The sequence below is a fragment of the Brevibacillus choshinensis genome (genome assembly GCF_016811915.1).
Lineage (GTDB): Bacteria > Bacillota > Bacilli > Brevibacillales > Brevibacillaceae > Brevibacillus > Brevibacillus choshinensis_A.
In genome coordinates, this window is the sequence record NZ_CP069127.1 from 2,657,614 (window position 1) to 2,681,901 (window position 24,288).

Genomic DNA, 24,288 nt, shown 5'->3' on the forward strand with positions numbered 1-24,288 from the left:
ATTGGGTAGTTTAAGTGCAATCTTTTGTGAAGTGTTATTTGGCTTTAGTTATCTTTTTACAAAAAGGATTACAGACTCAATATCCCCAATGACATTACTAAGTTGGCGATTTATTTTTGCCTTTCTTTTTTTGAATATATGTATGGTTGCTGGTATCATGAAAGTGGATTTTAAAAACAAATCAATTTCATCGCTATTTTTTGTGGCAATTTTTCCAGTTTTATATTTTATTGGAGAAACCATTGGTATTAATTTAACTTCTGCCTCTGAAAGCGGTGCAATAATCGCCTGTATTCCAATTGTTACACTATCGTTTTCTGCTCTTATATTGAAAAAAATCCCTACAAGATTGCAAGTAACAGGCGTCAGTATTACAGCAATAGGTATTATAGTAATTGTATTAACAAAAGGAATGGAAGCAACATTTAGTCCAATCGGCTATATAATGCTGTTCCTTGCAGTAACTTCATACAGTCTATACTCTATTTTTTCTGAAAAAGCAGTTGAGTTTACTAGTACAGAGAAAACCTATGCAATGATTGCATTGGGAACAGTTGTTTTTACTCTCATAGCGCTTATCGAAAATTTAAATTCTGGAACATTAAAAGATTTTTTTGTTCTTCCATTTACAAACTTTGATTTTCTTATTGCAGTACTTTATTTAAGTATAAGTTGCTCTGTAGTTGCTTTTCTTCTCTATAATTTGGCCATTTCTTATATTGGTACAAATAAATCCGCCTCTTTTGTCGGCATTTCTACTATTGTTACAGTAATAGCAGGTATAGTTATATTAAAAGAAAAATTTACCTTGGTTCAAATGCTTGGTGCAACATTAGTGATTAGTGGGGTTTACTTGGCAAATTTTATTTATGAAAGTAGTAAATCAGAAGGTGAGCATCATAATAAAGAAATAGTTTCGGACGACACATATCCATCATAATATAGCCTGTTTCTTAATCCATTCGATATGTTTCTTAATTGTAATGCCGTCAAGAATTCCAGAGGCTCACCTGATCAATGGGAGCCTCTTTGTTTTTCCACGCTAAACTGCCCGTTAGTTTAGTGCTATCGCCAGTCTAATACTTTATTTTTCAGTCTAATGGTTTTTTTTCTTTTAACAATAATCGAATCTTTATTCTGCCATTGGGGAGAAGCTAATAAAGTTTCAAAGAAAATTAAAACAAAAAATTTGGGAGTAGAAATTGTACCAGACAAAGGGGAAAGACTCCTCAGGTAAACAAAAAAGGCTTGGAAATCCAAGCCTTTAACTCACGGAAAAACGTTCATGCGCTTCTTCATCGCTTCTTGAATCCGTTGCTCGATTCTCGCTACTTCATATTCAGGGCGTCTCCACCAGTTGCGACTCCAGATCCTTTCTATTGTCCAGCCCTTGTTTTCCAAAAAGCGTTGTCGGGTAACATCCCTTTCCCTTGCTGTTTTAGAGCTGTGATACATTGCTCCGTCGCATTCGATACCCATCAAATACGAATTTGGGTTATTTGGATCAACCACCCCTAAGTCGATCCGATACGAAGACTCACCGACTTGTGTAACTAATCGATATCCCTTCTCGGAAAGGGCGTTGTAAACCTCCTCTTCAAAAGTGCTATCGAACTTCAATTCTTTACTGTCTTGACTCATTTTATAATCGGAGTTAATTCGAGCTAACACCGACTTCGCCATCTGGAGATTGCCTTCTGAGATTGCATAGGCATATTCCAAAAATCGCTTAAAGTAATAGACGCCTCTATTTTCTTCATCTCCTGCCATTTCTGAAGGATAGAGGGAGGCGACGATACGCATTCCTTGCTTTGCCCGTGTAATTGCTACGTTTAGACGATTCTCACCATCATCGTGATTAATCAAACCAAATCGCCCCGAAGTATTTCCTTTCACATCTCTTGCATAAGTTACCGAGAAAATGATGATGTCGCGCTCGTCCCCTTGGATATTTTCGATGTTACGGACGATCAAAGTTTTCTCTAAATCTCCCCCCATCACTTGGTTATAAACTACGCCAAACTCCGAATCTTCTTGTGCTCTCCGTGCAATCAGCCGCTCGATGAGATCCTGTTGGTGACCATTCATTGCTACTACACCCAAGGAGAGGGTCCGATCACCATGAAGGTAATGGTCTCCTATCAGATCTACGACTTTCTTAGCTTCTGCCATATTTGAATTGTTAGCCCACTGCCCATTCTCCACATGAAACCATTGGATCGATGGAGGATCTTGGGTTGGGAGGACATTTGGGGCCACTTGGATATTCTTATAAAAAGCGTGGTTCGAGAAATTTATAAGCTCCTCGTATTTCGAACGGTAATGCCACTTTAACGGTTTTGGTTTGAAATTGAGCTTTGCTAAATCTAACAGGGACTCAGCTGTCTGGATGTCCTCGTAATAGTCTTCGTCGTCTTCATCCATTACGTACGTCTTCTTACCGATCATAGTTGGTTTTAATTGTTTTTCATCCCCAGCTACTATAATGCGACGTCCACGAAACAAAGCTGGTATGCCGTACTCTGCTGGACATTGACTCGCCTCATCAAAGATGACGAGGTCAAACAGTTCTTTTTCTAAGGGAAAAATGGTGCTCGCTATAGAAGGAGACACCAACCAGACGGGCACAACTTTGGCCAATATATCGGGGTATTCTTGGAGCAATTTCCGAATTGGCCATGTTTTGTTTTTCAATCCACAACGATAAGCGATATCACTCCTTACCTTTTCGGGAATTTCAGTAATTTCGTGCTTAAGTTTCATTCGAAGGTATAAAGCGGAGACTTCTTGTTTTCGTTTTAATAAAGCGGCGAATTGTTGACGCTGGATTTCGTACTCATCTTCAGACACATCTTTGACCTTTGGATTTCCTTCTTCTGCAACATGAATCCAATAGTCAAGGTAAGCTTGTTCAACTAGCTCCCACCAAATTGATCCCTGTGATAGTTCTTTAATGGGGGGGATAGTTTGCATACACATTTTAAAGATCTCTTGCTCCGTATTAGGGAGGGACGCTACTTCCCGATCCATTTGTTTCATCTCGTCCCAATCTGATAGCAAGGAATCATGTAATCCTTGCAGCCAGTCACGTAAGGATTCTCCCTGTTTCCATCGGTGGTATTGATCTTGGAGATAATCTTCTGGGAAAAGGGGAGTTAAACTATGTATGTGCTGCTCAAACTGCTCACGTGTTTCTCGCCACCTCCGAAAGTTGGAGAAGTGATCCAATAACTTGTCCCATTCGAGTTCATCATGTCCTCCTAACCGAGTGACAACATGTTGATTTTTCTTTACCCAACGATTCCAATACCACTTAGCTAGCCACTTCCTATCCATGGCACGACGTAAGAGTGAATGACCTTGATCAAATGCTTGTCCATTTCTCTCTAGATAACTTATGGGGAATCCTAAAGTTTCCCACTGGTGCCGTTCTAGTGCCTCCTGTTCTTCTTGAACTAAAAGTGCGCCAAAAACATCAAACCATTGATTGCGCTTCGTGATATCCCAATCTGCAAGGCTTTTTCTCTTGGACCACGGATGCCCAGCATGGAGATAGCGACTGGCGTAGCGCCCGAGACGCTCTAATTTTTCTTTAAGTTTGTCTATATCATCTACCCTCATATCATACCCCTTCGAAGGCAGACGAAAGAGGGGGGCTTTGTTCCTATACTTTAAAGCCCGATCGTACATCCGAAATAAGGATATACCATTGGATTGGTTTAGCCATAGCGTATCAGATATACCTTTTAAATATGTCGTCTTTACCGCAATTTGTTCGGAGTAATGAGTGTACTCCCGTTTAGCTCGTTCGAACTCTACGTTATGTGTACCTCCAACAAGTTTTGCAATTTTATCATAAAGCAAACTCCGATCTTCTTTTTCATCGTGGACCAACGCAACAAATTCCTCTAAACCAACCTCCTGCAACCGTTGTAGTACGACGGTCAAGGCGGCTTTCTTTTCCGCAACCAATAGTACTGGTTTACCGAGTCTGATGGTGTCAGCGATTAAATTGACTATCATCTGGGACTTACCTGACCCTGGTGGCCCATTTACGACGATCCCTCGTTCAAAGCGAGCTGACAATATCACTTCCTCTTGTGATGAATCGGAATCGAGGATAAATACATGCTCTTCTTCCTTACCTTCATCCACGTTGAGTATCGGTTTTTTGTCAGTTTCTCCGAGCTCTAATGTGAGTTCATTTAATAAAGCCGCCACTAAATCCGCTTTTTCTCCTTGCTCGACTTCTTTTATTAACGATTGATAGTCTTTTGAAATGCCCCTTTTCCCTTGACTAAATTGCCCGAGGATTGCATGTGGGACGATTTGAAGTGGAGTTTCAACTTGATCCCATGCAAACTTCTTCGTGGATTCTTTTGGGATGACTCCGTCCTTTAACATCTTCAAATAGTCATCAAAAGGAACAAGTGACAGGTTTTGATGTGGTTGAGGAGAGTGAAGGGGAAGGCCCCAATCCCATAGCATGGTTTGGTATGATACTAGGTCATAGGGATCTTTCAATGGAAGCGTTTGTTCCAATTGACTGTCGTTTATCTTGATTTCATTGGCTTGTTGGACGGCCAGAATTAAAGCTCGATTCCAACTTACTTCCCCGTCTTCTTCAAAGGAAAGAAACCAATCTCCGTCTTTCTTCTTTAGCTCAACCGGATAGAAAAGTAGTGGACCATGAATAAAGGAGCCATCTTGCAATTTTCCTGAAAGAAAGGGGAACCCAACAAACATATCCCGCTCGCCTGTTTCCGTATGGCGAGTGGTCCATTCTTTATGAAGATCTTTACATTGATTCGTCCATTTCGTTTCATCCATTAGAGGACTCTTTGATAGAGTAATTTGTAGGTTGCTGGTATTTCGGTGAAGAATGACGTGATCAAGAAGATCAAAATTGCTTATCCTTCCTTGAGGAATGGTTGTTAAATCAATATAAGACTTATCGCATTGGGTAAAACGAATGTTTTTATTGTTTCTTCGAAGATCATTTAATTTGTCATGGTATTTTTTGAGCTTGTCCACGAGTTGCATAGGGATCACCTGTCATCTACGTAGTTGTGTTTGTTTTTAGTATTTCTTAAGAGTGGGTAGCATAGACCTTTAGACCTATAAGTTGAAAACTAAATATGTTTTATTGATTAACCTAGTTCTTGTTTATCGGTAGCTTAATAAGGGGATTCAACACGATCAGTGGACATCCCATCGAATACTTTTACCTACAACTATGACGTATTCACATTTTTGTTTTTCAGGCATTGTTCTGTTCCGATCAACTCCCAAGCCGAGAGGGGAAAAACATGCCTAAAAACTCGAGATACGGATCCTATGAACGAAATCATAAAAAATTGAGGATGCACCCTCTTCTATGTTCAGTACTATTTTGTGAGTTAGTTCTAACGGGAAGCAAGTGATCTTTCTAGCGATTAATGTTGCTGAACCTGACCTTTTGCTACATCTCCTCAGATTTAAGAGCGGGTTAAATACATCAAACAGCGTCTGTGATTACCCCAGATTCGCATACACAAAACAGCGTCTGTGATTACCCCAGATTCGCATACACAAAACCTCGAAGCGGTGAAGTTATCGACAACATTTAGTCCAGCGGCATGGTGGTCAAGCTAAATGATGGCGTTTAGAACTTAACATGCTAATTATAGCTATCATTGAGTATTAGAAAAGCTCATACCTCATTCCTCATACCAACTTTACGATTCATCATGATCCTACGGGTCGTCTTCAGCTTAATAGTGTATTGGTTTGGAATGCTTGTAGGATGACTTGATTCAGGGTGGAAAATGCCAGACTTTATCGATATAATGTTATTATTCTGAAAATATCGCATTTCGACAACGGCGTCGATCTGCCTTGTTTTTTTAATGAATGTGCACGTCCATTCTCTGAGAAACTGGAGGTGGAGTTTTGCGTCAACCCTATCGAATCATTGTCATTGATGACGATCCGATCACTCGCATGGACTTGATCGAGATGCTGCAGGAGGTCGGATATCATATCGTGGCTGAAGGTAAAAATGGAGAAGAAGCAGTCCGCTTGACGCAAACGTGGCACCCCGATCTCCTCATCATGGACGTGAAGATGCCGGTCATGGACGGGTTGACAGCGACTGGAATCATTCGCAGCTGCTCAGATACCGCGATCCTGCTCTTGACGGCTTACAGCCAAAAGGACATGGTGGTGCAGGCGATGGCCAAGGGTGTAAGCGCTTATCTGATCAAACCGGTCATGGAAGAGGAGTTTTTGCCCGCCGTGGAACAAGTCCTGACGAACCGTTAAAGCAGCAGAGAAAAGTGAACAAAAAAAGCAACGGCGCTTTGGAAGCATACGGTCACAACCGTGTGTTCGTTCAAGGCGTCTTTTTGTTTTTCTATGACCCGATCCAACAGAAAGAGAGTGATACCCATGAAATTGGCATGTGTCATCCGCAAACAACACTATTCGTTTGGTTCTGTGCGTGAAGTGCTGGCAAAGGCGAGTGAAGAAAAATCCGGTGATCAAATGAGCAAAATCGCGGCACAATCAGCCCTGGAGCGGATGGCTGCGAAAGTCGTGCTCAGTGAGATGACACTGGCGGATTTGTATGAAAACCCTGTGATCCCGTATGAGAAGGATGAAGTCACCCGGATCATTTACGATGACCTGAACCTTTCGATTTACGAAGAAATCAAAAATTGGACGGTCGGTGAACTGCGGGAGTACATTTTGTCCTTTTCGTCCGGAATGTCTGAGCTGACTCGTATCAGCCGTGGTTTGACCAGTGAAATGATAGCTGCGACGGCCAAGCTGATGTCGAGCATCGACCTCGTGATGGCCTCGCAAAAGATGCGTCATCAAGCGTATTGCAATACATTGATCGGTGAGCCTGGCCGACTCGCGTTTCGCTGTCAGCCCAATCATCCGATCGATGATCCGGAAGGGATTCTCGCCTCTATCAAGGAAGGGCTCTCCTACGGGTCGGGGGACGCGGTCATCGGGATCAACCCAAACAACGATTCAGTCGAAAGCGTCACGAAGCTGCTCAAGATGAGCCATGAATTCATGCAAAAGTGGGAGATTCCGACGCAAAACTGCGTGCTCGCACATATCACGACACAGATGCAGGCATTGCGCGGTGGCGCCCCGATTTCCCTGATGTTTCAGAGCCTGGCCGGCTCACAGCGCGCCAACGAGGCATTCGGTGTCTCCAAAGACCTGTTGGACGAGGCGATGGAGCTGATGCTGCGCAAAGGGACGGCAGCAGGGCCAAATGTGATGTACTTTGAGACGGGTCAAGGCTCAGAGGTATCGCTGGATTCACATGAAGGTGTCGACATGCAGACCTTGGAGGCGAGAACGTACGGTTTCTGTCGTCACTGGAAGCCTTTCATGGTCAATAACGTCTCAGGGTTCATCGGACCGGAGACGCTTTACGACGGCAGGCAAATGATCCGAGCCGATCTGGAAGATTTGTTCATGGGAAAGCTGCACGGATTGCCCATGGGAATCGCACCGACCTATACCAATCACATGAATGCCGATCAGAATGACCAGGAGATCGCTGGAATGCTGACGACGCTGGCTGGCGCCAACTTTTACATGGGGGTACCCGGCGGAGACGATGTCATGCTCAGCTACCAGGATACGAGCTACCACGACGATGCTAGCTATCGGGAGCTACTCGGCCTGAGACCGCTGCGCGAGTTTGAAAAATGGCTGGAGAAGATGGGGATCATGGAAAATGGTCGACTGACAGAGCGGGCAGGGGACTTGTCCATTTTTGACTAGACAGTGAGGAGGGGAAATGAATGAAACCAATCGATGTGGATGATCTGGTACAGCGTGTCTGGGAAGAAATGATGCGGAAGAGGCAGGAGGCCATTCCATTTCCAGAGCAGAAGCAACGGGGCGTCGAGCGTCCAAAGAACCCGGAAGCGTTGGAGCGAGCGATGAATCGGACGCCTGCTCGAATCGGCATCGGCAGGGCAGGGACTCGGATGAAGACCGGAAGCTACCTGCAATTTCGCATTGATCAGGCGGCGGCTCAGGACGCGGTCATGAAATCGATCAGTCCCGACTGGCTCGAACAGCTTCAGCTGCCGGCCCTCTGCACGAGAGCGAAAGACATGCAGGAATATTTGATGAATCTCGATTCCGGCCGGATGCTCTCGAATGAATCCGCCGCTTGGCTGCAGCGCCATGGAGAGATGGGAAAAGACGTGCAGATCATCATATCGGACGGCCTCAGCACGTCCGCATGCGAAGCCACCATACCTGACTTGCTGCCAGCACTGATGCAAGGGCTGACATTGAAAAAGATCAGCGTCGCAAAACCGATCTTCATCCACAGAGGGCGAGTATGGGTGCAGGATCATGTCGCTTCCATCGTGAAATGCAAGGTGGTTATTTCGTTGATTGGGGAGCGGCCCGGACTCGCTACAGCGGAAAGCCTAAGCGCCTACATGATCTATCAGCCCAATGAACAAACGGTGGAGTCGGATCGCACGGTCATTTCCAACATCCATCGTGGAGGGACACCACCGATCGAAGCGGGCGCCTATTTGGCGGAGATTCTGGAGGAGATTTTACGCTATCGAGCGAGTGGGGTAAAATACGCCCAAATGCGTTTGAAATAACAGGTAGATTCCTACTGGCATCTCGGTCGTTCATGCTCTAGAATACATATGAGTAGATCATTATTGATGAGGAGTTGCTACGCATGACGGAGCCTAATCAAAACGAAAAAGACACGTCCGAACAAAAGCCAGGTAAAATCAGCCTGCAAGAAGCAATGAAACGCAGACTCGCGGAGAAAAAGGCACAGCAAGCTATGGCCAACAATCCGATCAATCAAAAAGCAAAAAACGATGTCGTGAAGAGCCAGAATACGAAGAAAATCAACAATCAACGTCGCCGCATGGGCGTATAACGCGTCTTTTTGAACGATATTGGATGAATGCCAAGCGAGAAGGGGATGTGCAGTGGTTCGTCTACTGTGCGTCCCCTATTTAGTTGTCAGGATGTAAAGGGGGATTCGTGATGAAGATCGAACGACTTCTGGCTATCGTCACGCTGCTGATGGGCAAGCGGAGAATGAGCGCCACGGAGCTGGCCAAGCACTTTGAGGTGTCCCTTCGCACCATCTATCGCGATCTGGAAACGATCAACACAGCAGGAATCCCCATCGTCGCCTACCCGGGATCGAGCGGCGGCTTTGAAATCATGGAGAGCTTTACCATAGATCGGCAATACGTATCCTTGGACGAGCTAGTGACCCTCATTGCAGCTCTTAAAGGAGTGCAGACCTCCGCGGCTGAAAGGCAGGTGGGGCCCTTATTGGAGAAAATCAAATCGCTGGTGTCGACCGGAAGCGAAAAAAGAGGAACCGCACACGCGCATCCGATCGTCTACGATTTTAATCCATGGGGGCATACAGAAGAATCGATGCGTAGGGTGAACCAGCTCCGCGAGGCAATCGAAAGCAGGCAGCGAGTGACGTTTCTCTATACGAAGTACCAAGGTGAGACTCAAAAAAGAACGGTGGAACCAATCACACTGATCTTGAAGGGATACGTCTGGTACGTATACGGATACTGTCAATGGCGGCAAGCGTATCGGCTTTTCCGGCTATCCCGGATGGCTGACTTGATGGTGAAAAATGACACGTTTCACCCGCATCAATATACAGGGGAAGCGCTGAAGTGGCTGGAAGAGTGGAATCAGGAAGAGCAAGTCATGCTGGTCCTGGAGTTCTCACAAAGCGTCCACGTACGGGTCCGAGACATGTTTCGACCAGAAGAAATCGAGACCAAAGAGGATGGCACGCTCCTCGTCAAAACGATGGCGTCCCATGATGAGTGGTTGTACGGAATGCTTCTCAGTTTTGGAGATGCGTTGTATGTGATGGAACCAGAATTGGTCAGGTGCCGCCTCCATGATACAGTGAAAAGGATGGCGGCACGATACGAAAGGGAAGAACGTTGACAGACAGTTGTCAGGGTAGGATTCGTATACTGTTACTTGTAACCAACTCTTTCAAAGGGGCGAGAAAAGCATGAGGAAACCTACCTTTATCGAACTGGGTGAAATGAAGGTTGCCGGGATCGGCATTCGCACGACCAATCAGCAGCAAAGTGACGGCAATAATGCCATAGGTGAGCTGTGGCAAAGATACTACCAGGACGGGATTCAGGATCGTACTCCAGATCGCCTGGACCCGGATGTCGTGGTAGGCGTGTATTCGGGGTATGAGAGTGATGAAAACGGAGCGTACGACCTGTTGATTGGATCAGCCGTGCCGCCTGAAACCGATTTGCCTCAAGAGCTTTCGGTTGTCACCATCCCTGCTGGCACTTATGCGGTTTTTACGTCACGACGCGGGCCACTCGTGGACGTAGTTGTCGAGGCATGGGGGCACGTGTGGGAATGGACCCGTCAAAGTGGGAATAAACGCACATTTACAGCAGATTTTGAACGGTATGATCGTCAAAATTGTGCCGATCCGAGCAATGCGCAAATTAAGCTGTACATTGCATGTGAACCTGGCCATCATCCAGCCCCATGATTTCTTCACAAGTTTGGTTTACTCTGTAGAGAGAAAGTAGTCGAGAGGAGTGTACGGGGCATTTCATGGATTGGATAACAAACGTAGAGGGCTTAGCCGAATGGATTCGTTCGTGGGGTGTTCTCGGCATATTGGGGAGTATCGCGCTAAATGTCATCATCAGCATAGCAGGCGTACTTCCGTCCATCTTTTTATCTGGGGCGAATGCGATCGTCTACGGGCTGGTGGGAGGATTCTTCGTTTCATTGACAGGGGAAGTGCTGGGGGCGACGGTGGCATTTCTGCTGTATCGATACGGCTTGCAAAAATCGAAAGGACTGAAAAAGCTGGGGAAGTTCTCCTGGATTCAAACGATCAATGGATCGACTCGCTTTCGCAAAGGATTGGCGATCGTCTTGCTGAGGATGAATCCGCTTATTCCATCCGGGATCATCAATCTGGGAGCTGCACTCACAAGCATTTCCTTCGTTGATTTTCTCGTCGCCACGCTTCTGGGAAAAATACCGTCCATGGTCTTCGAAACATTCGTCGGGCATGATCTGGTCTATCTGTCCGAAAACAAATATCGGTTGATCATCTCCCTGCTCGCGGGTTCCTTGGTATTTCTGCTCTTTTGGCGGAAGGAGAAAAAACGCCCGCAACAATCCTAGCAAGTGGTCAAAGGAGGTCCTATCATGTCTACGATTCTGCTGGTAGATGACGAGCCTCAAATCCTGGAAATATTATCGTCCTACCTGCAAAAGGACGGCTTTCATGTGGTGACGGCATCGTCTGGCAGCGAGGCACTCGAGCTGGCGAATTCGCTCGATCCTGCTTGCATCATCCTCGATTTGATGCTCCCTGACCTGAATGGAGAAGAGGTGTGCAGCCAGATCCGCAAACGCTCCCGTGTTCCGATCCTGATGCTAACCGCGAAAAGCAAAGAGTCCGATCGGGTTCATGGTCTGGAGATCGGCGCCGATGACTACTTGGTCAAGCCCTTTAGTCCGAGGGAGCTGGTCGCAAGGGTCCGGGCCATTTTGCGACGAGCAGGGGATTATCAATCATTGACGGATCAGGTACAGATCGGTGATTTGCTTATTTTCATGAGCGACAAGCGAGTGAAAAAAAAGGACGTCCTGCTCGAATTGACCCCCAATGAGTACCGACTGCTCACGACGTTTGTCCGGTATCCAGGGCGGACGTGGAGCAGAGAAGACCTGGTGGCGGAGGTGCTCGGCTACGACTTTGACGGCTATGACCGGACAATCGACACACACGTGAAAAACCTGCGCCAAAAAATCGAAGACGATCCGAAGTGCCCTGTCTATATTAAAACGGTATACGGTTTCGGGTATCGGTTTGAAAATCCGGAAGCTGAACGCGGTCTGCGATGAAAAAGGTCTGGGTAAAGCTTGCATTCGTGCTGATGGCGGTAGGGACGTTGGCGATATTGCTGTCAACTGTGCTGTCTCTAAAGGAAATGGACTATCATTTCGCCATGTACTTGGGCGAAGTCAGAAACCAGCACAATCAGGAAATTTCAAAGACAGCGGTTCATGCTTTTGAAGAAAGCGGCGCGTGGAACGAAAAAGTCTATGGAAAGCTGGAGGCAGTCTCAGCGGTGCTGGGGCTGCGTCTTGCGCTGTATGATGATCGCAAGCAGCTTCTCGGATCGTGGGGCCAAGGCACGCTGCAAAGCAGTCTGGAGGATAGCATACCGCTCGATCTGAATGGGAGGCGAATCGGATATCTGTCTGTCGCCCACCAAGATCAGAACGGATACAAATCGCTGGAGGATCACTTCCAGATGGCCCACACGAATGCGATGCAATGGACAGTGTTCGCCTTGATCCTGCTCGTGATCCTCATCAGCATCCTACTGGCGCGTACGCTGGTACGACCTATTGTTCAGATGAGCGGGGCAGCACAAAAGGTGGCAAAAGGCAATTTGCATGTCCGAGTGACGCCACCGCGTAGTCAGGACGAGATCTCTTCATTAGTAGACAACTTCAATAATCTTGTCCATAGCCTAGAGCATCAGGAGGAGCTGCGAAAACGTCTGACCTCGGATGTTGCCCACGAGCTGCGTACCCCACTCAACACACTGCTGGCACAGGTCGAAGCCATGATCGATGGTGTATGGGAGACGAGCCCTGCGCATCTGGAGTCCATGCGCGGTGAAGTTCTGCGCTTGAGCCGCCTCGTACGTGACTTGGATCAGGTGATTCAGGTAGAGTCTGGGGTCCAGCGCATGAACAGAGAGGCAGGAAACCTGAGCGAGATTGTGCAGGAGGTTCTCGATGCCATGAGCGCGGCTTTTACACGTGACGACATCCAGCTACGAGGAAAGCTCGCAAAAGAGGCCTGGGTAATGGGAGATCAGCAAAGACTGGCTCAAGTGGTGACCAATCTTTTGAGCAATGCCGGCAAACATACGCAGGCGGGTGGATGGATCGAGGTCACTGTCATTCAAACAGGAGATTGCGTAACCCTTCAAGTAGCGGATAATGGCTCTGGAATTCCCAAGGATGACATTCCATTTGTCTTTGAGCGCTTTTACCGGGGGGATCGGTCACGAGTCAGAGAGAGTGGAGGATCGGGCCTTGGGCTGACCGTTGTCAAAGGGATCGTGGAAGCCCACAATGGGAAGGTTGCTTTGGAAAGCGAGGAAGGCATAGGGACGCGGGTCTTGGTCACGCTGCCTTCCATTCCGTCCCCGATCAGGTAATTCGCTGCCACTTTTTGCGATAGGCCAACGGAGTCATCTCGACTCGCTGTTTGAAAAGGTTGATAAAGTGGCTGACGTTATCCATTCCAATCTGGTTTGCGATCTGTGCAACCGTCCATTCGGAGTATGTGAGGAGCTCTTTGGCATACGTAATCCTGCGATGAATCAGATACTCGTTCGGCGTGTAGCCCGTATACTTTTTGTACTCTCGCAGCAGGTGGTACTTGCTCATGGCATGTTCACTGGCCAGCTGATCGAGAGACATCTTCTCCGCAAAGCGCTTGTCCAGCTCCGAGACGATGCGCTGAATATGAGCGGGCAGAAAGCTTCCGGCTGCTTCTCTAGGATTCGTGACGAGAAGCAGCTCCGTCAGTAAATCGACGAGATGTTTGGATGAAAGCGGCTCGGTGCGTACGTCATTCTGACGGTTTGTCAGAAGGAGCTGAGCGAGGATACCGGGAATCGGACTATTTTCCCCGACGGAGATGACGGGACAGCCGTTCTTGGCAAACTGCTCATAGTAGCCCCGGCTGCTGCTCCCATTAAAATGAACCCAGGCGATTTCCCAGAGATCGGCTTTGTCCGTTCGGTAATGCTGGTACTCTTGGCAGTCGATGAAGAAAACGTGATGGGGCAAAAGCTCGTGGGTCGTCCCCTGATAGTGCAGATACCCTTTGCCTGCCAGCGTGTAGACAATCAGAAAGGAATTCAAATGCTGCCGCTCGGTGAAATAGGTAGGCAGCGTTCGGAAATGCCCTACCTCCTGCACATAATAATACGTAGATTTCGCCGCCATGCTCGGGGTCGCTATGATTCGGACAGAGTCGTCTGTCCAGTCATGGGCGGCTTTTTCCATGTACGTCCCCATATGATTTCCCTCCTTGAGCAAGATTCTGTTATAAATGATCAAGAACCATGGATGATCTTCCCATTGTAAGCGAATACAATGAACGCATAAAGCTTGTATTTTTAGGGGGGATCAGGATGACAATCTTGCAGCCGATCAAACCGGCCAAAAAAGCGCGAATCGGACTCTATACGATCGGGCTTGCCGCGTATTGGAAGCAGTTTCCTGGACTGCGGGAGCGGCTTCTGGAGTATGGACGTTTTTTGGAGACCAAGATGTCCGAGTTCGGTGAGGTTTTCTTTTACGGTCTGGTGGATCATGAGGGTGAAGGGAGACGAGCGGGGGAGTGGTTCAATGAAAAGAACGTCGACCTGGTGTTCTGTCACTCCGGGACCTATTGCACCAGCTCAGCGGTTCTTCCTGTGCATCAAATCTGCAAGGCACCCGTTGTCGTCCTGAATTTGCAGCCCGCAGCGAGAATCAACTATGAGCAGACCACGACAGGCGAATGGCTTGCTCACTGCGGAGCGTGCCCTGTGCCGGAAATATCCAATTCCTTTGAACGTGCAAAGATTCCGTTTCGGGTGATCAATGGATTGCTCGGCCTGGCTTATACACCTGACATTTCCCTCGCGAATGAGCATACCATAGATCATCCATCGTCCAAGCGGGCGTGGAAGACGATTGAGGAGTGGATTCGAGCAGCGTCTGTTCCACGTACGCTGCGGCACAGCCGATTCGGATTTCTCGGAAATACGTACAGCGGCATGCTGGATATGTACAGTGATTTCACCATGATCCAGGCTCAGACCGGCTTGCATGTAGAGATCTTGGAGATGTGCGATTTGGACCGGATGCTGCGAGACGTGACAGATGCCGAAGTGAAGGAAAAGCTGGAGCAGGTACACGAAATGTTCACTATCAGTGAAGATTCGCCTGCCGATCCGATCGCAAAACGTCCAACCGAAGAACAGATGCAGTGGTCCTGCCGCGTCGCAGCGGCTCAGGAAATGCTCGTCCGCGAGTATGATCTGGACGCATTGACGTACTACTATCACGGAGCTCCTGGCAATGAGTACGAAAAGCTGCAGGGTGGATTTATCGTAGGGCACTCCTTGTTGACCGCACGAGGTATCCCCTGTGCAGGTGAGGGAGATCTCAAGACGGCTGTTGCGATGAAAATATGCGATACACTCGGCACGGGAGGAAGCTATTCAGAGATCGTCGTGGTAGATTACGAAGACGAGTCCATCCTGCTCGGTCACGACGGTCCGTTTCATATCGCCATCTCGGAAGGCAAGCCCATTTTGCGTGGGATGGGTCTCTACCACGGCAAGCAAGGAACAGGGGTTTCCGTCGAGGCAAAAGTAAAAACAGGTGCGATCACGACGCTCAATGTGACGCAGACAGGGGATGGCCAGCTAAAAATGATCAGTAGCGAGGGAGAATCAACGGACGGGCCGATCATGAAAATCGGCAACACCCAAACACCGGTCAAATTCCGGAAACATCCGGACGATTATATGGAGGAGTGGTTTCGGGAAGCGCCTACCCATCATTGCGCGATGGCCATCGGTCATCAGGCGCGGCTGTTCCAAAAGGTAGCCGAGCTGCTGGGAATGGTGCACGTTACTTTATAAGCGAAGAATCAAAAGAGCACGGAGACATAGAATCCGGCTCTTTTTTTAATTCGCAACCCAAAAAACAAACGAAAAACCAAAAAAAATCCTGCGTACCCATGTAAAACTGGTATAATCAAAACTATACAAATAATTACGCGCCTAGAAGAAATTGCGATCATTATACAAGGGAAAGAGGATGACGATGCTTGTAGCGGAAAGACACGAAAAGATTGTCCGTCTGGTCAACGATAGAGGAAGTATCCGCGTCTCGGAATTAAGTGAAATCTGCCAAGTGACGGAAGAAACGATCCGCCGGGACCTGGACCGGTTGGAAGAAGCCGGGCGTTTGCTTCGCAGCCACGGCGGTGCCGTCAGCGTCACCGAGCACCAGCCGGAGATCCCGTATATCGAGCGGGAAATCACCCAGATGGAAGAGAAAAAACGGATAGCGAAAAAAGCGGTATCCTACATTGAACCAAACGACCGGATCATTCTCGATGCGAGCACGACGGCCTGGTATATGGCCTCCATCATTCCGGATATTCCGCTTACCGTGTTGACGAACTCTATCAAGGTAGCGATGGAATTGAGCTCGAAGGAAAAAGTCGAAGTCATTTCAACAGGGGGAAAGCTGGCACCGCGTTCCCTGTCCTTCTTGGGACCGAGCGCAGAGCGTTCTCTCGATCAGTATCATGTCGATAAGGTGTTCCTCTCCTGCAAGGGCATCCATCTGGAGAGGGGGATCAGCGAGTCGAATGAGATGCAAGCGTTGGTCAAGAAAAAGATGATTGGAATCTCGGACAAGGTCTACTTGCTCGCCGATACGAGCAAATTCGGCGTGCAGGCATTTACCTATTTTGCCGAGCTCAAACAGATCGACGAAATCATCACCGATAACGAAATTGATGCGCTTTCGGTGCGACAGCTGGAAGAAAAATCGGTGATTGTGACGGTTGCCCCTTGATGAATGTGCAGAGAAGAGAAGGTGTATCTGATCAGGTACGCCTTTTTTTCTTCAAAAACGTAGAAATATTTTTGAAAACGAGAAGGAAATCAGAAACATACAACGAATGCATAGATACAGAACATAAATAATAAAATACAAACAAAAATAAAACAAAATGAATTTCTCTTTTAGGGGATGTCTGAACACTTTTGTTGTACTGTTTTCTAATGGCTGGCTCATTCTTGTCTGTTTCTGGAAAGGAATTTCTGATAATGAATCATAGGCTGCACCGTGCCTATCTGCATCCGGAAAGAAACAAAAACATGATTGTGCAAAAGCGGATGCAAACAAAAGATATTGTTTTCACATCAATTTGAGAGCGCTTACTTCAAGGTGAAATGCCCGACATCGATACTCGGCAGTCCAGGGGACTGTTTAGTATACATAATGGAAGATAAGGGGAGGAGCACAAATGAAGAAGTTCTTCACATCGTGTCTGTCTTTGATGCTCGCGGTTACCGTCATGGTCGGTTGCAGCACGCAGGCACCAAAATCGGCTGACAACGCAGGCAGTGCCGACGGCGGTAAAAAGAGATTTGCCATCATCTTTAAAAACACGGGGAACCCTTATGGGGAGAAACAAATGGAAGGCTTCAAGAACGCCATCGAGGAGCTGGGCGGGGAGGCCATCCTGAAAGCGCCTGACCAGCCGACAGCAGAGGCACAAATTCAAATGATCGAAGAACTCATCTCTCAAAAAGTGGATGCCATCGCGATAGTCGGAAATGATCCGGATGCACTGCAGCCGGCACTGAAGAAAGCCATGGATGCGGGCATCAAGGTGTTGTCGCTGGATTCAGCGGTTAACGCGCAAAGCCGGATGGTGCATGTCAACCAGGCAGACCCTGAACGAATCGGCCGCGTGCAAATCCAAGCTGTCAGCGAAATGATCGGCGGCAAGGGGGAAATCGCGGTACTGAGTGCCACTTCGCAAGCTACCAACCAGAACACGTGGATCGAATGGATGAAAAAAGAGCTGGAAGATCCAAAGTACAAAGACATCAAGCTGGTGAAGGTCGCTTACGGGGATGACTTGCGCGACAAGAGCGTATCGGAGACAGAAGCACTTTTAAAATCCTATCCCGATCTGAAAGGAATCATTGCTCCAACAACCGTGGGGATTGCGGCAGCAGGAAAGGTCCTGACCGATAAAGGGCTGAAAGGGAAAGTCCAGCTGACTGGTCTGGGTCTGCCAAGCGAAATGGCGGAATACATCGAGAGCGGTGTGTGCCCGTGGATGTACTTGTGGAATCCGGTAGACGTAGGCTATCTGTCTGGCTATGCTGCTGATGCACTCGTAAAAGGGACCATTAGCGGCAAGGCTGGCGAGAAGTTCAAAGCGGGACGTTTGGGCGACAAAGAAATCATCCAGGATGGCGACGGCACGCAGATCATGCTGGGTGACCCGTTCAAATTTGATTCAGGCAATATCGGGGAATGGAAAAAAGTATACTAAAGCGAGAAAGTGGAAGCGTGGAGGATCGGACATAAAGCTCAATGTCCCGTCTGCCACGCTTTTTCTATGGTCTATTTGATGAAAGAGATTGAAATTCCAAAATATTACACGTAGAATGAGGTGTCGGAACAAAGGAGGCGTATGATATGGCGACATTGGTATATCACGTTGCGGTTTCGCTTGACCACTTCATTGCCGATCCAGGGATGGTGGATGGAAAATTGGACAAAACTCTCTTCTTGTTTGATGGAGATCACGTTCCTGACTTTTTATCAGACATCCAGCAATACACGGCGGTATTGATGGGCAGAAGAACGTATGAGTTTGGATTTCAATTCGGTGCAAAACCGGGTGAGCCCGGCTATAAAGGCATCAAGCATTACATCTTTTCGCGTTCCCTGCAGTTTGAATCCAATGACGAGGTCGAGCTGGTACGCGGGATTCAACAGCCTTTATCCGAGACCTGAAAGAAAAGGAAGATGGAAAGCTGTGGCTGTGCGGCGGCGGTGAACTCGCCGGTGCTTTGCTGGAAGAACAGCTGATCGATCAATTGGTGCTGAAGGTGAACCCGATTTACGTGGGTGAGGGTGTACCGATGTTCGGCAGCGTAAAACCACGCATGACGCTCGAGCTCTCGGATTTGAAGCGCTATGATAGCGGCGTGCTGAAAACAACCTACGACATCCGCTATCCTTAGATGATCACAAATAAAAGAAGGGACCCAGCTGCCGGGTCCCTTTCTATTGTTTTCGACTATTTCGTAGCAAGCTGTGCTTCCGACGTTTTTTGTTGTTTCACACCTTGGACCGCTTCATCCGGCTTCCGGTATCGGATCAAGATAGCGGTAGCCAAAAGGGCGATACCATTGATGATGAAAACGATGCGGATGGGGATCAGGCCGCCCATGACACCGCCGATTACCGGACCCAGCATGGTGGCAATCTGTGTCGATGACTGATTCAGACTGAATGCCCTGCCGCGAAACTCGGGATCGGTCACTTTGACAATCATCGCGTTGATGGATGGGTAGACAGCCGCGAAAAACAGGCCGTACACAAAGCGAAGAATGCCAAAGCCATACAAGCTCGTAAAAAAGAATTGCAGCAAGTTTCCGATAGCGCCACCGATCAGCCCGATGAACAGGATCTTGGAGTAGCCAACTCTGGTACCGAGCTTGCCCCAGCGCGGAGCCGCGATGACGGTAGCGATTCCTACTGCGGCAAAAATAATTCCGGCACTGAGCGAAGCATCCTTTTGGGAAGCGCCCAGCTGCAAGACGTAGACAGTCAACAGCGGTTCGAGCAGCATCACGGACATCGTCACAATCAAGCTCAATCCCAGGATCGACATGAGCGGCTTGTTAGCGATAGCGGAACGCAAATCATCGCGCACATGGGAGCGTACACCGGAACGGTTGATATTCGTTTCCTTGACCATGAAAGTGGCGATGAGTGCCGCTACCAGGACAACGACGCCCGAAAATAAAAAGGCTTCCCTGTTTCCCCACATATGGCTGACAACTCCGCCGACGAGGGGACCGATAATGCCTCCAGTGGCACCTGCCGTCGCCATGACGCCAAGCGCGTATCCAACATGTTTTTCAGGCGTATTCGTAGCAACCAGCGCGATAGAAGCAGGAACAAACCCTGCCAGGAGGCCTTGAAAAATGCGCAGGACGAGAAACGAATACGGGTCGGTAATAAAGTAAGTGACAAAATACAGCACCGCAAGACTGAAACCGGATCGGATCAGCATCGGCTTACGGCCATATTTGTCTGCGAGTGATCCCCAATAAGGAGAGATCAACGCACTGGCCAAAAAAGTAATCCCGAATGAGATACCAGACCAAGCTTCCAGATTCTCAGTGACTCCGAGAGAAGTGTGAAGGAAGATGGGCAAAAACGGTATCGCGATGGAATAGGCTGTGCTGCAAAAGAACACACCGACCCACAGTACAATTAAGTTACGTCTCCAGGAAAAATCCATCTTTCTGTCACAACCTTTGCAGTCAAGAAGCAGGATACTCGCATTGATTATTCTAGCACTGCTAACCCCCCTGACTAATAAAGAAATGCGATCATTCTTATGCCAAACAGAAATAAGCAGAAACTGGTTGTATAACTTGACGTACCATTTTGCCATTCCCAAAGTCTTTTTGACGGCCTATGCAAGCTGCAAGAATGCCGATTAAAGAACTAGTCCGAAAGCACTGCGTCTTTCCTCTCAAAATAAGCCTTGTTCATTGAGCAAGCACGAAAAGCAAGGTAAGATAGAAAATAGACATAACTTTCAGACAACTGCAGGCGATCCTCCACATATCCGAAAAAAGGTGGGTACCACATGGCGAATGATTGGGATGAATCGGCTTTTGTACGAGGGGAAAGAAAGGTGAAGCAAGCCGGGGAGATTGTTTCTAGACGGAAGTTTTTGCAGAAGACTGCCATGCTAGGCTTGGCCGCGGCTGTTCCAGGCTCTTTGCTCACCATGTCTGCGATGGCGGAGGAAAAAGCTCAGGGTAAAACCGGGCTGGAAGCAGGTCTGGCTGCCGGAGCCGCTGTCAAACTGGCGAACGGCAGCATCGTGGATGTGCCAGGAGTGAAGGTAGGACAAGTATCGGATGAAACGGCTTTGACTGGATGCACCGTCATCGTTTTGGAAAAAGGGTCTGCATGCGGCGTAGACGTACGAGGCTCTGCTCCAGGAACGCGGGAGACAGACTTGCTCAATCCGATCAACTCGGTACAGGAAGTCAATGCCGTTGTTTTGACGGGGGGAAGCGCGTTTGGACTGGATGCTGCGAGCGGAGTCATGCGATTTTTGGAGGAACAGGGACAAGGGTACAACGTCGGTGTAGGAGTGGTACCCATCGTACCGGCAGCCGTCATCTTCGACCTGTCCATCGGCAGCTCCAAAATTCGCCCTGATCAACAAATGGGTTATGAAGCGGCACGAATCGCAAGCAAGGATCCGGTTCAGCAGGGAAATGTAGGGGCTGGAACCGGAGCTACTGTCGGGAAGCTCGCGGGGATGAAGCGGGCCATGAAAGGCGGCCTGGGATCTGCTTCACGAAGGCTTCCGAACGGTCTGGTCGTAGGGGCCATTGTAGCGGTAAATGCGGTCGGCGAGGTACGATCACCGCATACGGGAGAGATCCTGGCAGGTGCTCGTGATGACAGTGGGAAAATCCGCGATGCCATGTCCTGGATGATCGACGCCAGTACACCGCCTGCACCAACGGGAACCAACACCACGATCGCTGTGGTAGCGAGCAATGCCAACCTGAACAAGGTACAAGCGAACAAGATCGCGCAAATGGCTCACAACGGATTGGCGAAAACCATCCATCCCGTCCATACGATGAGCGATGGCGATACGGTTTTTGCGCTGGCCACAGGCGGAGTGGATGCATCCGTCAATCTCGTAGGAGCTCTTTGTGTGGAAGTATTGGCAGAGGCAGTAGCCAATGCCATCTTGTCCGCGAAAGGGGCAGGAGGCGTGCCGTCCTATCAGGATCTGCAGGCAAAACCATAAAGGAACAAAAAGAAAACAACAACCCTTAGGATTCTCTCCTAAGGGTTGTTCTTCTTGCTTCAGCTACAGCCGTGTCATCAGGGAGGCGAGCATTGCGGCTCTCATGGGAAGCTGGTCGATCAAGATGTGCTCGTATTCAGCATGCGGCCCATCTCCCATGGCGCCTAGACCATCCAGCGTGGGGATTCCGAGGGCTGCCGTAAAATTGCCATCGCTGCCGCCGCCGACATGCGCTTCGGTTAGCGATATACCCACTTCTTTTGCGCACGCGGTCGCAAGGTGGTAAAGCTTCTCCGTCTGGGCCGTACGCTCCATCGGTGGGCGGTTCACATCGCCGTCGATCTGCAGAGTCGTTCCTTCGAGGTGTGGCGTCGATTGGAGGATGAGAGAGCGAATTCGATCGGCCTCGGAAAGACGGTTGATTCGTACATCGATATCAAGCTGAGCACTTTCGGCCACCACATTGCTCCGATTCCCGCCGCTCGCAACACCAACGTTGATAGTCGTCCCCTGTCTGTAATCGGTCAAGCCCTGCAGAAACAGGATTTGATGGGCCATTTCCTCTACGGCGCTGATGCCTTCCTCGTGATGGTTGCCGGCGTGGGAGGCTTTTCCCCTGATGCGCATGGTGAAGTGACCGACCCCTTTGCGAGAGGTCTTCAAGGCACCGGTATTTGCCTCGGGAGGCTCGACGACCAGAACGACATCGCTCTTTTTGGCTTCCAGCTCGATGTATTCACGGGAGCTGGCACTGCCCGTCTCCTCGTCACTCGTACAAAGGAAAACGACTTTTTTCTTCAGGGAAACACCGAGATCCTTGCAAGCCTTCAAAGCCCAAATCGCTTGGACGATCCCGCCCTTCATGTCCTGGATGCCGGGGCCGAATGCTTTGTTGCCTTCGATGCGGTAGGAGAGCCTGCCGATGTCCCAGACCGTGTCGATATGTCCCAAAATGAGAATTTGCCCGCTGCCCTCGCCATATGTGAAGCGCAGGTGGTTGCCGGTCACCTCCATGGGAATGATTTCAGCGGTGAGTCCCAAATGCTCCGCAAACAGCGACTGAAACACTTCCCCGCAGCGATCTACGGCTTGCTTGTCGTGGGTAGGGGACTCGGCCTTGACGACACGTTCTACATCCCCCAAAATATTTTCCTGATTTTCTTGCAAGTAATGTAGGAACTCGGTCATGATCGTATTCCTCCTGTCAGGTATGGATCGTCCCTTACGCTGTGGTCACAGGCAAGGACAGTTCGCGGGCATTGATCGCGCACAACGCGAGCGTTTTTACTGCAATCTTCATGACCTCTTCATCGATGTCGAACCTTTCGTTGTGATGGCCGGCAGCCAGCGTAGTGCCGAATAGGAGATAGGAAGCGAGACCACCGTTTTCTTTCACCCGCTCCATCAGGTATGTGGCATCTTCTGAGCCGCCGGCTGACGTCATATCCACCACGGACTCTACCCCCTGCACGTTGCTTGCCTGTGAGCGAATGTAGGGAAGAAGCTCCGGACTCGGATCGCTGCTGCCAGCCTTGCCAACGATCTCAATCTTGGATTCAACCCCGTACATCTTCGCGGAACCATGGATGACGTCGAGAGCTCGAGCCAGGATGTACTCATTCACTTCACTCGTGTCGCCTCTCGTCTCCAGCTTGAGCGTGGCGTGGTTCGGGATGATATTTCGCCCGCTTCCGGCTTCCAGCACACCGACGTTGATCCGTGAATTGCCGCCGCTATGACGGGAGATGGCGTGCAGATTCATGACGGCAGAAGCAGCCGCGAGCAAAGCGTTCCTGCCTTCCTCGGGATTGCCGCCGGCGTGAGAAGCGACACCGGTATAGACGACGTCCATTTTCGTCGTCGCGAGATAGCCTTGTGCTCCGCAAACGACTTCCCCCAGAGGGACGCCGGTGCCGATATGGGTGGCGAATAAAGCATCCACATCGTCCACAACTCCTGCCTCCACCATCGCTTTAGCGCCGCGCACGCCTTCCTCGGCAGGCTGGAAGATCAGCTTTACACGACCATGGAGCTCCTCTTTTCTCTGACTCAGGACGTAAGCCAGCCCGAGTCCGATCGACGTATGAGCATCGTGGCCGCAGGCGTGCATCATTTTATCGTTGACTGATACAAAATCACCTGCTACTGGCGGATGATCCGCGTCTCCTGATTCCTGGAGATCGAGGGCATCCATATCGACGCGAAAGGCAACGGTGGGACCCGGTTTGCCGGAATCAAGAATGCCAACAACCCCAGTAAAGCCTCCTGAAAAAGCAGGGAGCCATTCCTCGTCAGCCCCCTGGGACAGCGCCCTCTGTTCCTGAGCCTTGAGAAAGGCGAGAGGAGGGACACCCATGCGTGCTTCCTCTTTAATCACTTCTCGCCCGGCTTTTACTTCAAAGCCCCACGAACTCAGTTTGCTCGCCACAATGCTGGCAGTGCGGAATTCTACCCAGCCTGATTCGGCATACTTGTGAAAATCACGGCGCCATTCCTGCAGAGAGGGATACAGTTCTTCCACAAGGCCATTTAGACGATCTTCCATAGCG

General features: G+C 49.1%; 19 protein-coding genes and 1 pseudogene. 15 read left to right on the top strand and 5 right to left on the bottom strand.

What is annotated here, in order from left to right:
* Position 1 precedes the first annotated feature (1 nt).
* Positions 2 to 940, top strand: a complete 939-nt coding sequence (locus tag JNE38_RS13595; protein ID WP_203357028.1) for a DMT family transporter — start codon at positions 2 to 4, stop codon at positions 938 to 940.
* Positions 941 to 1,269: 329 nt separating this feature from the next.
* Here JNE38_RS13595 and JNE38_RS13600 read toward each other — a convergent pair whose 3' ends face one another.
* Positions 1,270 to 5,043, bottom strand: a complete 3,774-nt coding sequence (locus tag JNE38_RS13600) for an AAA domain-containing protein (protein ID WP_203357029.1) — start codon at positions 5,041 to 5,043, stop codon at positions 1,270 to 1,272.
* A gap of 888 nt (positions 5,044 to 5,931) precedes the next feature.
* Between JNE38_RS13600 and JNE38_RS13605 the strand changes: the two genes are divergently transcribed.
* The 9 genes from JNE38_RS13605 (at position 5,932) to JNE38_RS13645 (ending at position 13,277) form a co-directional block, all read left to right on the top strand.
* Entirely contained in the window at positions 5,932 to 6,303 is a 372-nt protein-coding gene (locus JNE38_RS13605) for a response regulator (protein WP_203357030.1), read from the top strand.
* Between the two features lie 126 nt (positions 6,304 to 6,429).
* Positions 6,430 to 7,791, top strand: a complete 1,362-nt coding sequence (locus JNE38_RS13610) for an ethanolamine ammonia-lyase subunit EutB (protein ID WP_203357031.1) — start codon at positions 6,430 to 6,432, stop codon at positions 7,789 to 7,791.
* Between the two features lie 20 nt (positions 7,792 to 7,811).
* Positions 7,812 to 8,639 carry an ethanolamine ammonia-lyase subunit EutC gene (eutC, locus tag JNE38_RS13615; RefSeq protein WP_203357032.1) on the top strand — a complete coding sequence of 276 codons (828 nt, stop codon included), beginning with the start codon at positions 7,812 to 7,814 and terminating at the stop codon, positions 8,637 to 8,639.
* 83 nt (positions 8,640 to 8,722) lie between these two features.
* Positions 8,723 to 8,932: a hypothetical protein gene (locus JNE38_RS13620; RefSeq protein WP_203357033.1), complete on the top strand. Its 210-nt coding sequence runs from the start codon at positions 8,723 to 8,725 to the stop codon at positions 8,930 to 8,932.
* A 110-nt stretch (positions 8,933 to 9,042) separates the two neighbouring features.
* Positions 9,043 to 9,987, top strand: coding sequence for a helix-turn-helix transcriptional regulator (locus JNE38_RS13625; protein WP_203357034.1), 945 nt, complete (start codon positions 9,043 to 9,045; stop codon positions 9,985 to 9,987).
* A 70-nt stretch (positions 9,988 to 10,057) separates the two neighbouring features.
* Positions 10,058 to 10,567, top strand: coding sequence for a GyrI-like domain-containing protein (locus JNE38_RS13630; protein ID WP_203357035.1), 510 nt, complete (start codon positions 10,058 to 10,060; stop codon positions 10,565 to 10,567).
* 65 nt (positions 10,568 to 10,632) lie between these two features.
* The gene (locus JNE38_RS13635) at positions 10,633 to 11,217 is read left to right on the top strand and encodes a TVP38/TMEM64 family protein (RefSeq protein ID WP_203357036.1); all 585 of its coding nucleotides are present in this window, start codon (positions 10,633 to 10,635) and stop codon (positions 11,215 to 11,217) included.
* A 24-nt stretch (positions 11,218 to 11,241) separates the two neighbouring features.
* The gene (locus JNE38_RS13640; protein WP_203357037.1) at positions 11,242 to 11,943 is read left to right on the top strand and encodes a response regulator transcription factor; all 702 of its coding nucleotides are present in this window, start codon (positions 11,242 to 11,244) and stop codon (positions 11,941 to 11,943) included.
* Positions 11,940 to 13,277 (top strand): HAMP domain-containing sensor histidine kinase, encoded by a 1,338-nt coding sequence (locus JNE38_RS13645; protein WP_203357038.1) that lies wholly within the window; start codon positions 11,940 to 11,942, stop codon positions 13,275 to 13,277. Before JNE38_RS13640 ends, JNE38_RS13645 begins: the two co-directional genes overlap by 4 nt.
* On the opposite strand, the gene JNE38_RS13650 is transcribed toward JNE38_RS13645, so the two are convergent.
* Positions 13,270 to 14,145, bottom strand: a complete 876-nt coding sequence (locus JNE38_RS13650; RefSeq protein WP_203357039.1) for a helix-turn-helix domain-containing protein — start codon at positions 14,143 to 14,145, stop codon at positions 13,270 to 13,272. The two genes, JNE38_RS13645 and JNE38_RS13650, sit on opposite strands and share 8 nt — an antisense overlap.
* Before the next feature lie 116 nt (positions 14,146 to 14,261).
* Between JNE38_RS13650 and JNE38_RS30650 the strand changes: the two genes are divergently transcribed.
* From JNE38_RS30650 to JNE38_RS13670, 4 genes and pseudogenes are all read left to right on the top strand, one after another.
* Positions 14,262 to 15,764: an L-fucose/L-arabinose isomerase family protein gene (locus JNE38_RS30650; protein ID WP_238933648.1), complete on the top strand. Its 1,503-nt coding sequence runs from the start codon at positions 14,262 to 14,264 to the stop codon at positions 15,762 to 15,764.
* A gap of 184 nt (positions 15,765 to 15,948) precedes the next feature.
* Positions 15,949 to 16,710, top strand: a complete 762-nt coding sequence (locus JNE38_RS13660; protein ID WP_203357040.1) for a DeoR/GlpR family DNA-binding transcription regulator — start codon at positions 15,949 to 15,951, stop codon at positions 16,708 to 16,710.
* A 454-nt stretch (positions 16,711 to 17,164) separates the two neighbouring features.
* The gene (gene rhaS, locus JNE38_RS13665; protein ID WP_203357041.1) at positions 17,165 to 18,208 is read left to right on the top strand and encodes a rhamnose ABC transporter substrate-binding protein; all 1,044 of its coding nucleotides are present in this window, start codon (positions 17,165 to 17,167) and stop codon (positions 18,206 to 18,208) included.
* Positions 18,209 to 18,354: 146 nt separating this feature from the next.
* Positions 18,355 to 18,905: pseudogene (locus JNE38_RS13670) on the top strand (dihydrofolate reductase family protein).
* 56 nt (positions 18,906 to 18,961) lie between these two features.
* Here the strand turns inward: JNE38_RS13670 and JNE38_RS13675 are convergent.
* The gene (locus JNE38_RS13675) at positions 18,962 to 20,194 is read right to left on the bottom strand and encodes an MFS transporter (protein WP_203357042.1); all 1,233 of its coding nucleotides are present in this window, start codon (positions 20,192 to 20,194) and stop codon (positions 18,962 to 18,964) included.
* 354 nt (positions 20,195 to 20,548) lie between these two features.
* Here JNE38_RS13675 and JNE38_RS13680 point away from each other — a divergent pair, with 354 nt between their 5' ends.
* Positions 20,549 to 21,739, top strand: a complete 1,191-nt coding sequence (locus JNE38_RS13680; RefSeq protein WP_238933649.1) for a P1 family peptidase — start codon at positions 20,549 to 20,551, stop codon at positions 21,737 to 21,739.
* Positions 21,740 to 21,802: 63 nt separating this feature from the next.
* On the opposite strand, the gene JNE38_RS13685 is transcribed toward JNE38_RS13680, so the two are convergent.
* Together JNE38_RS13685 and JNE38_RS13690 are read right to left on the bottom strand one after the other, a co-directional pair.
* The gene (locus JNE38_RS13685) at positions 21,803 to 22,927 is read right to left on the bottom strand and encodes a M20 family metallopeptidase (protein WP_203357043.1); all 1,125 of its coding nucleotides are present in this window, start codon (positions 22,925 to 22,927) and stop codon (positions 21,803 to 21,805) included.
* Positions 22,928 to 22,961: 34 nt separating this feature from the next.
* The gene (locus JNE38_RS13690) at positions 22,962 to 24,284 is read right to left on the bottom strand and encodes a M20 family metallo-hydrolase (protein ID WP_203357044.1); all 1,323 of its coding nucleotides are present in this window, start codon (positions 24,282 to 24,284) and stop codon (positions 22,962 to 22,964) included.
* Positions 24,285 to 24,288 lie beyond the last annotated feature (4 nt).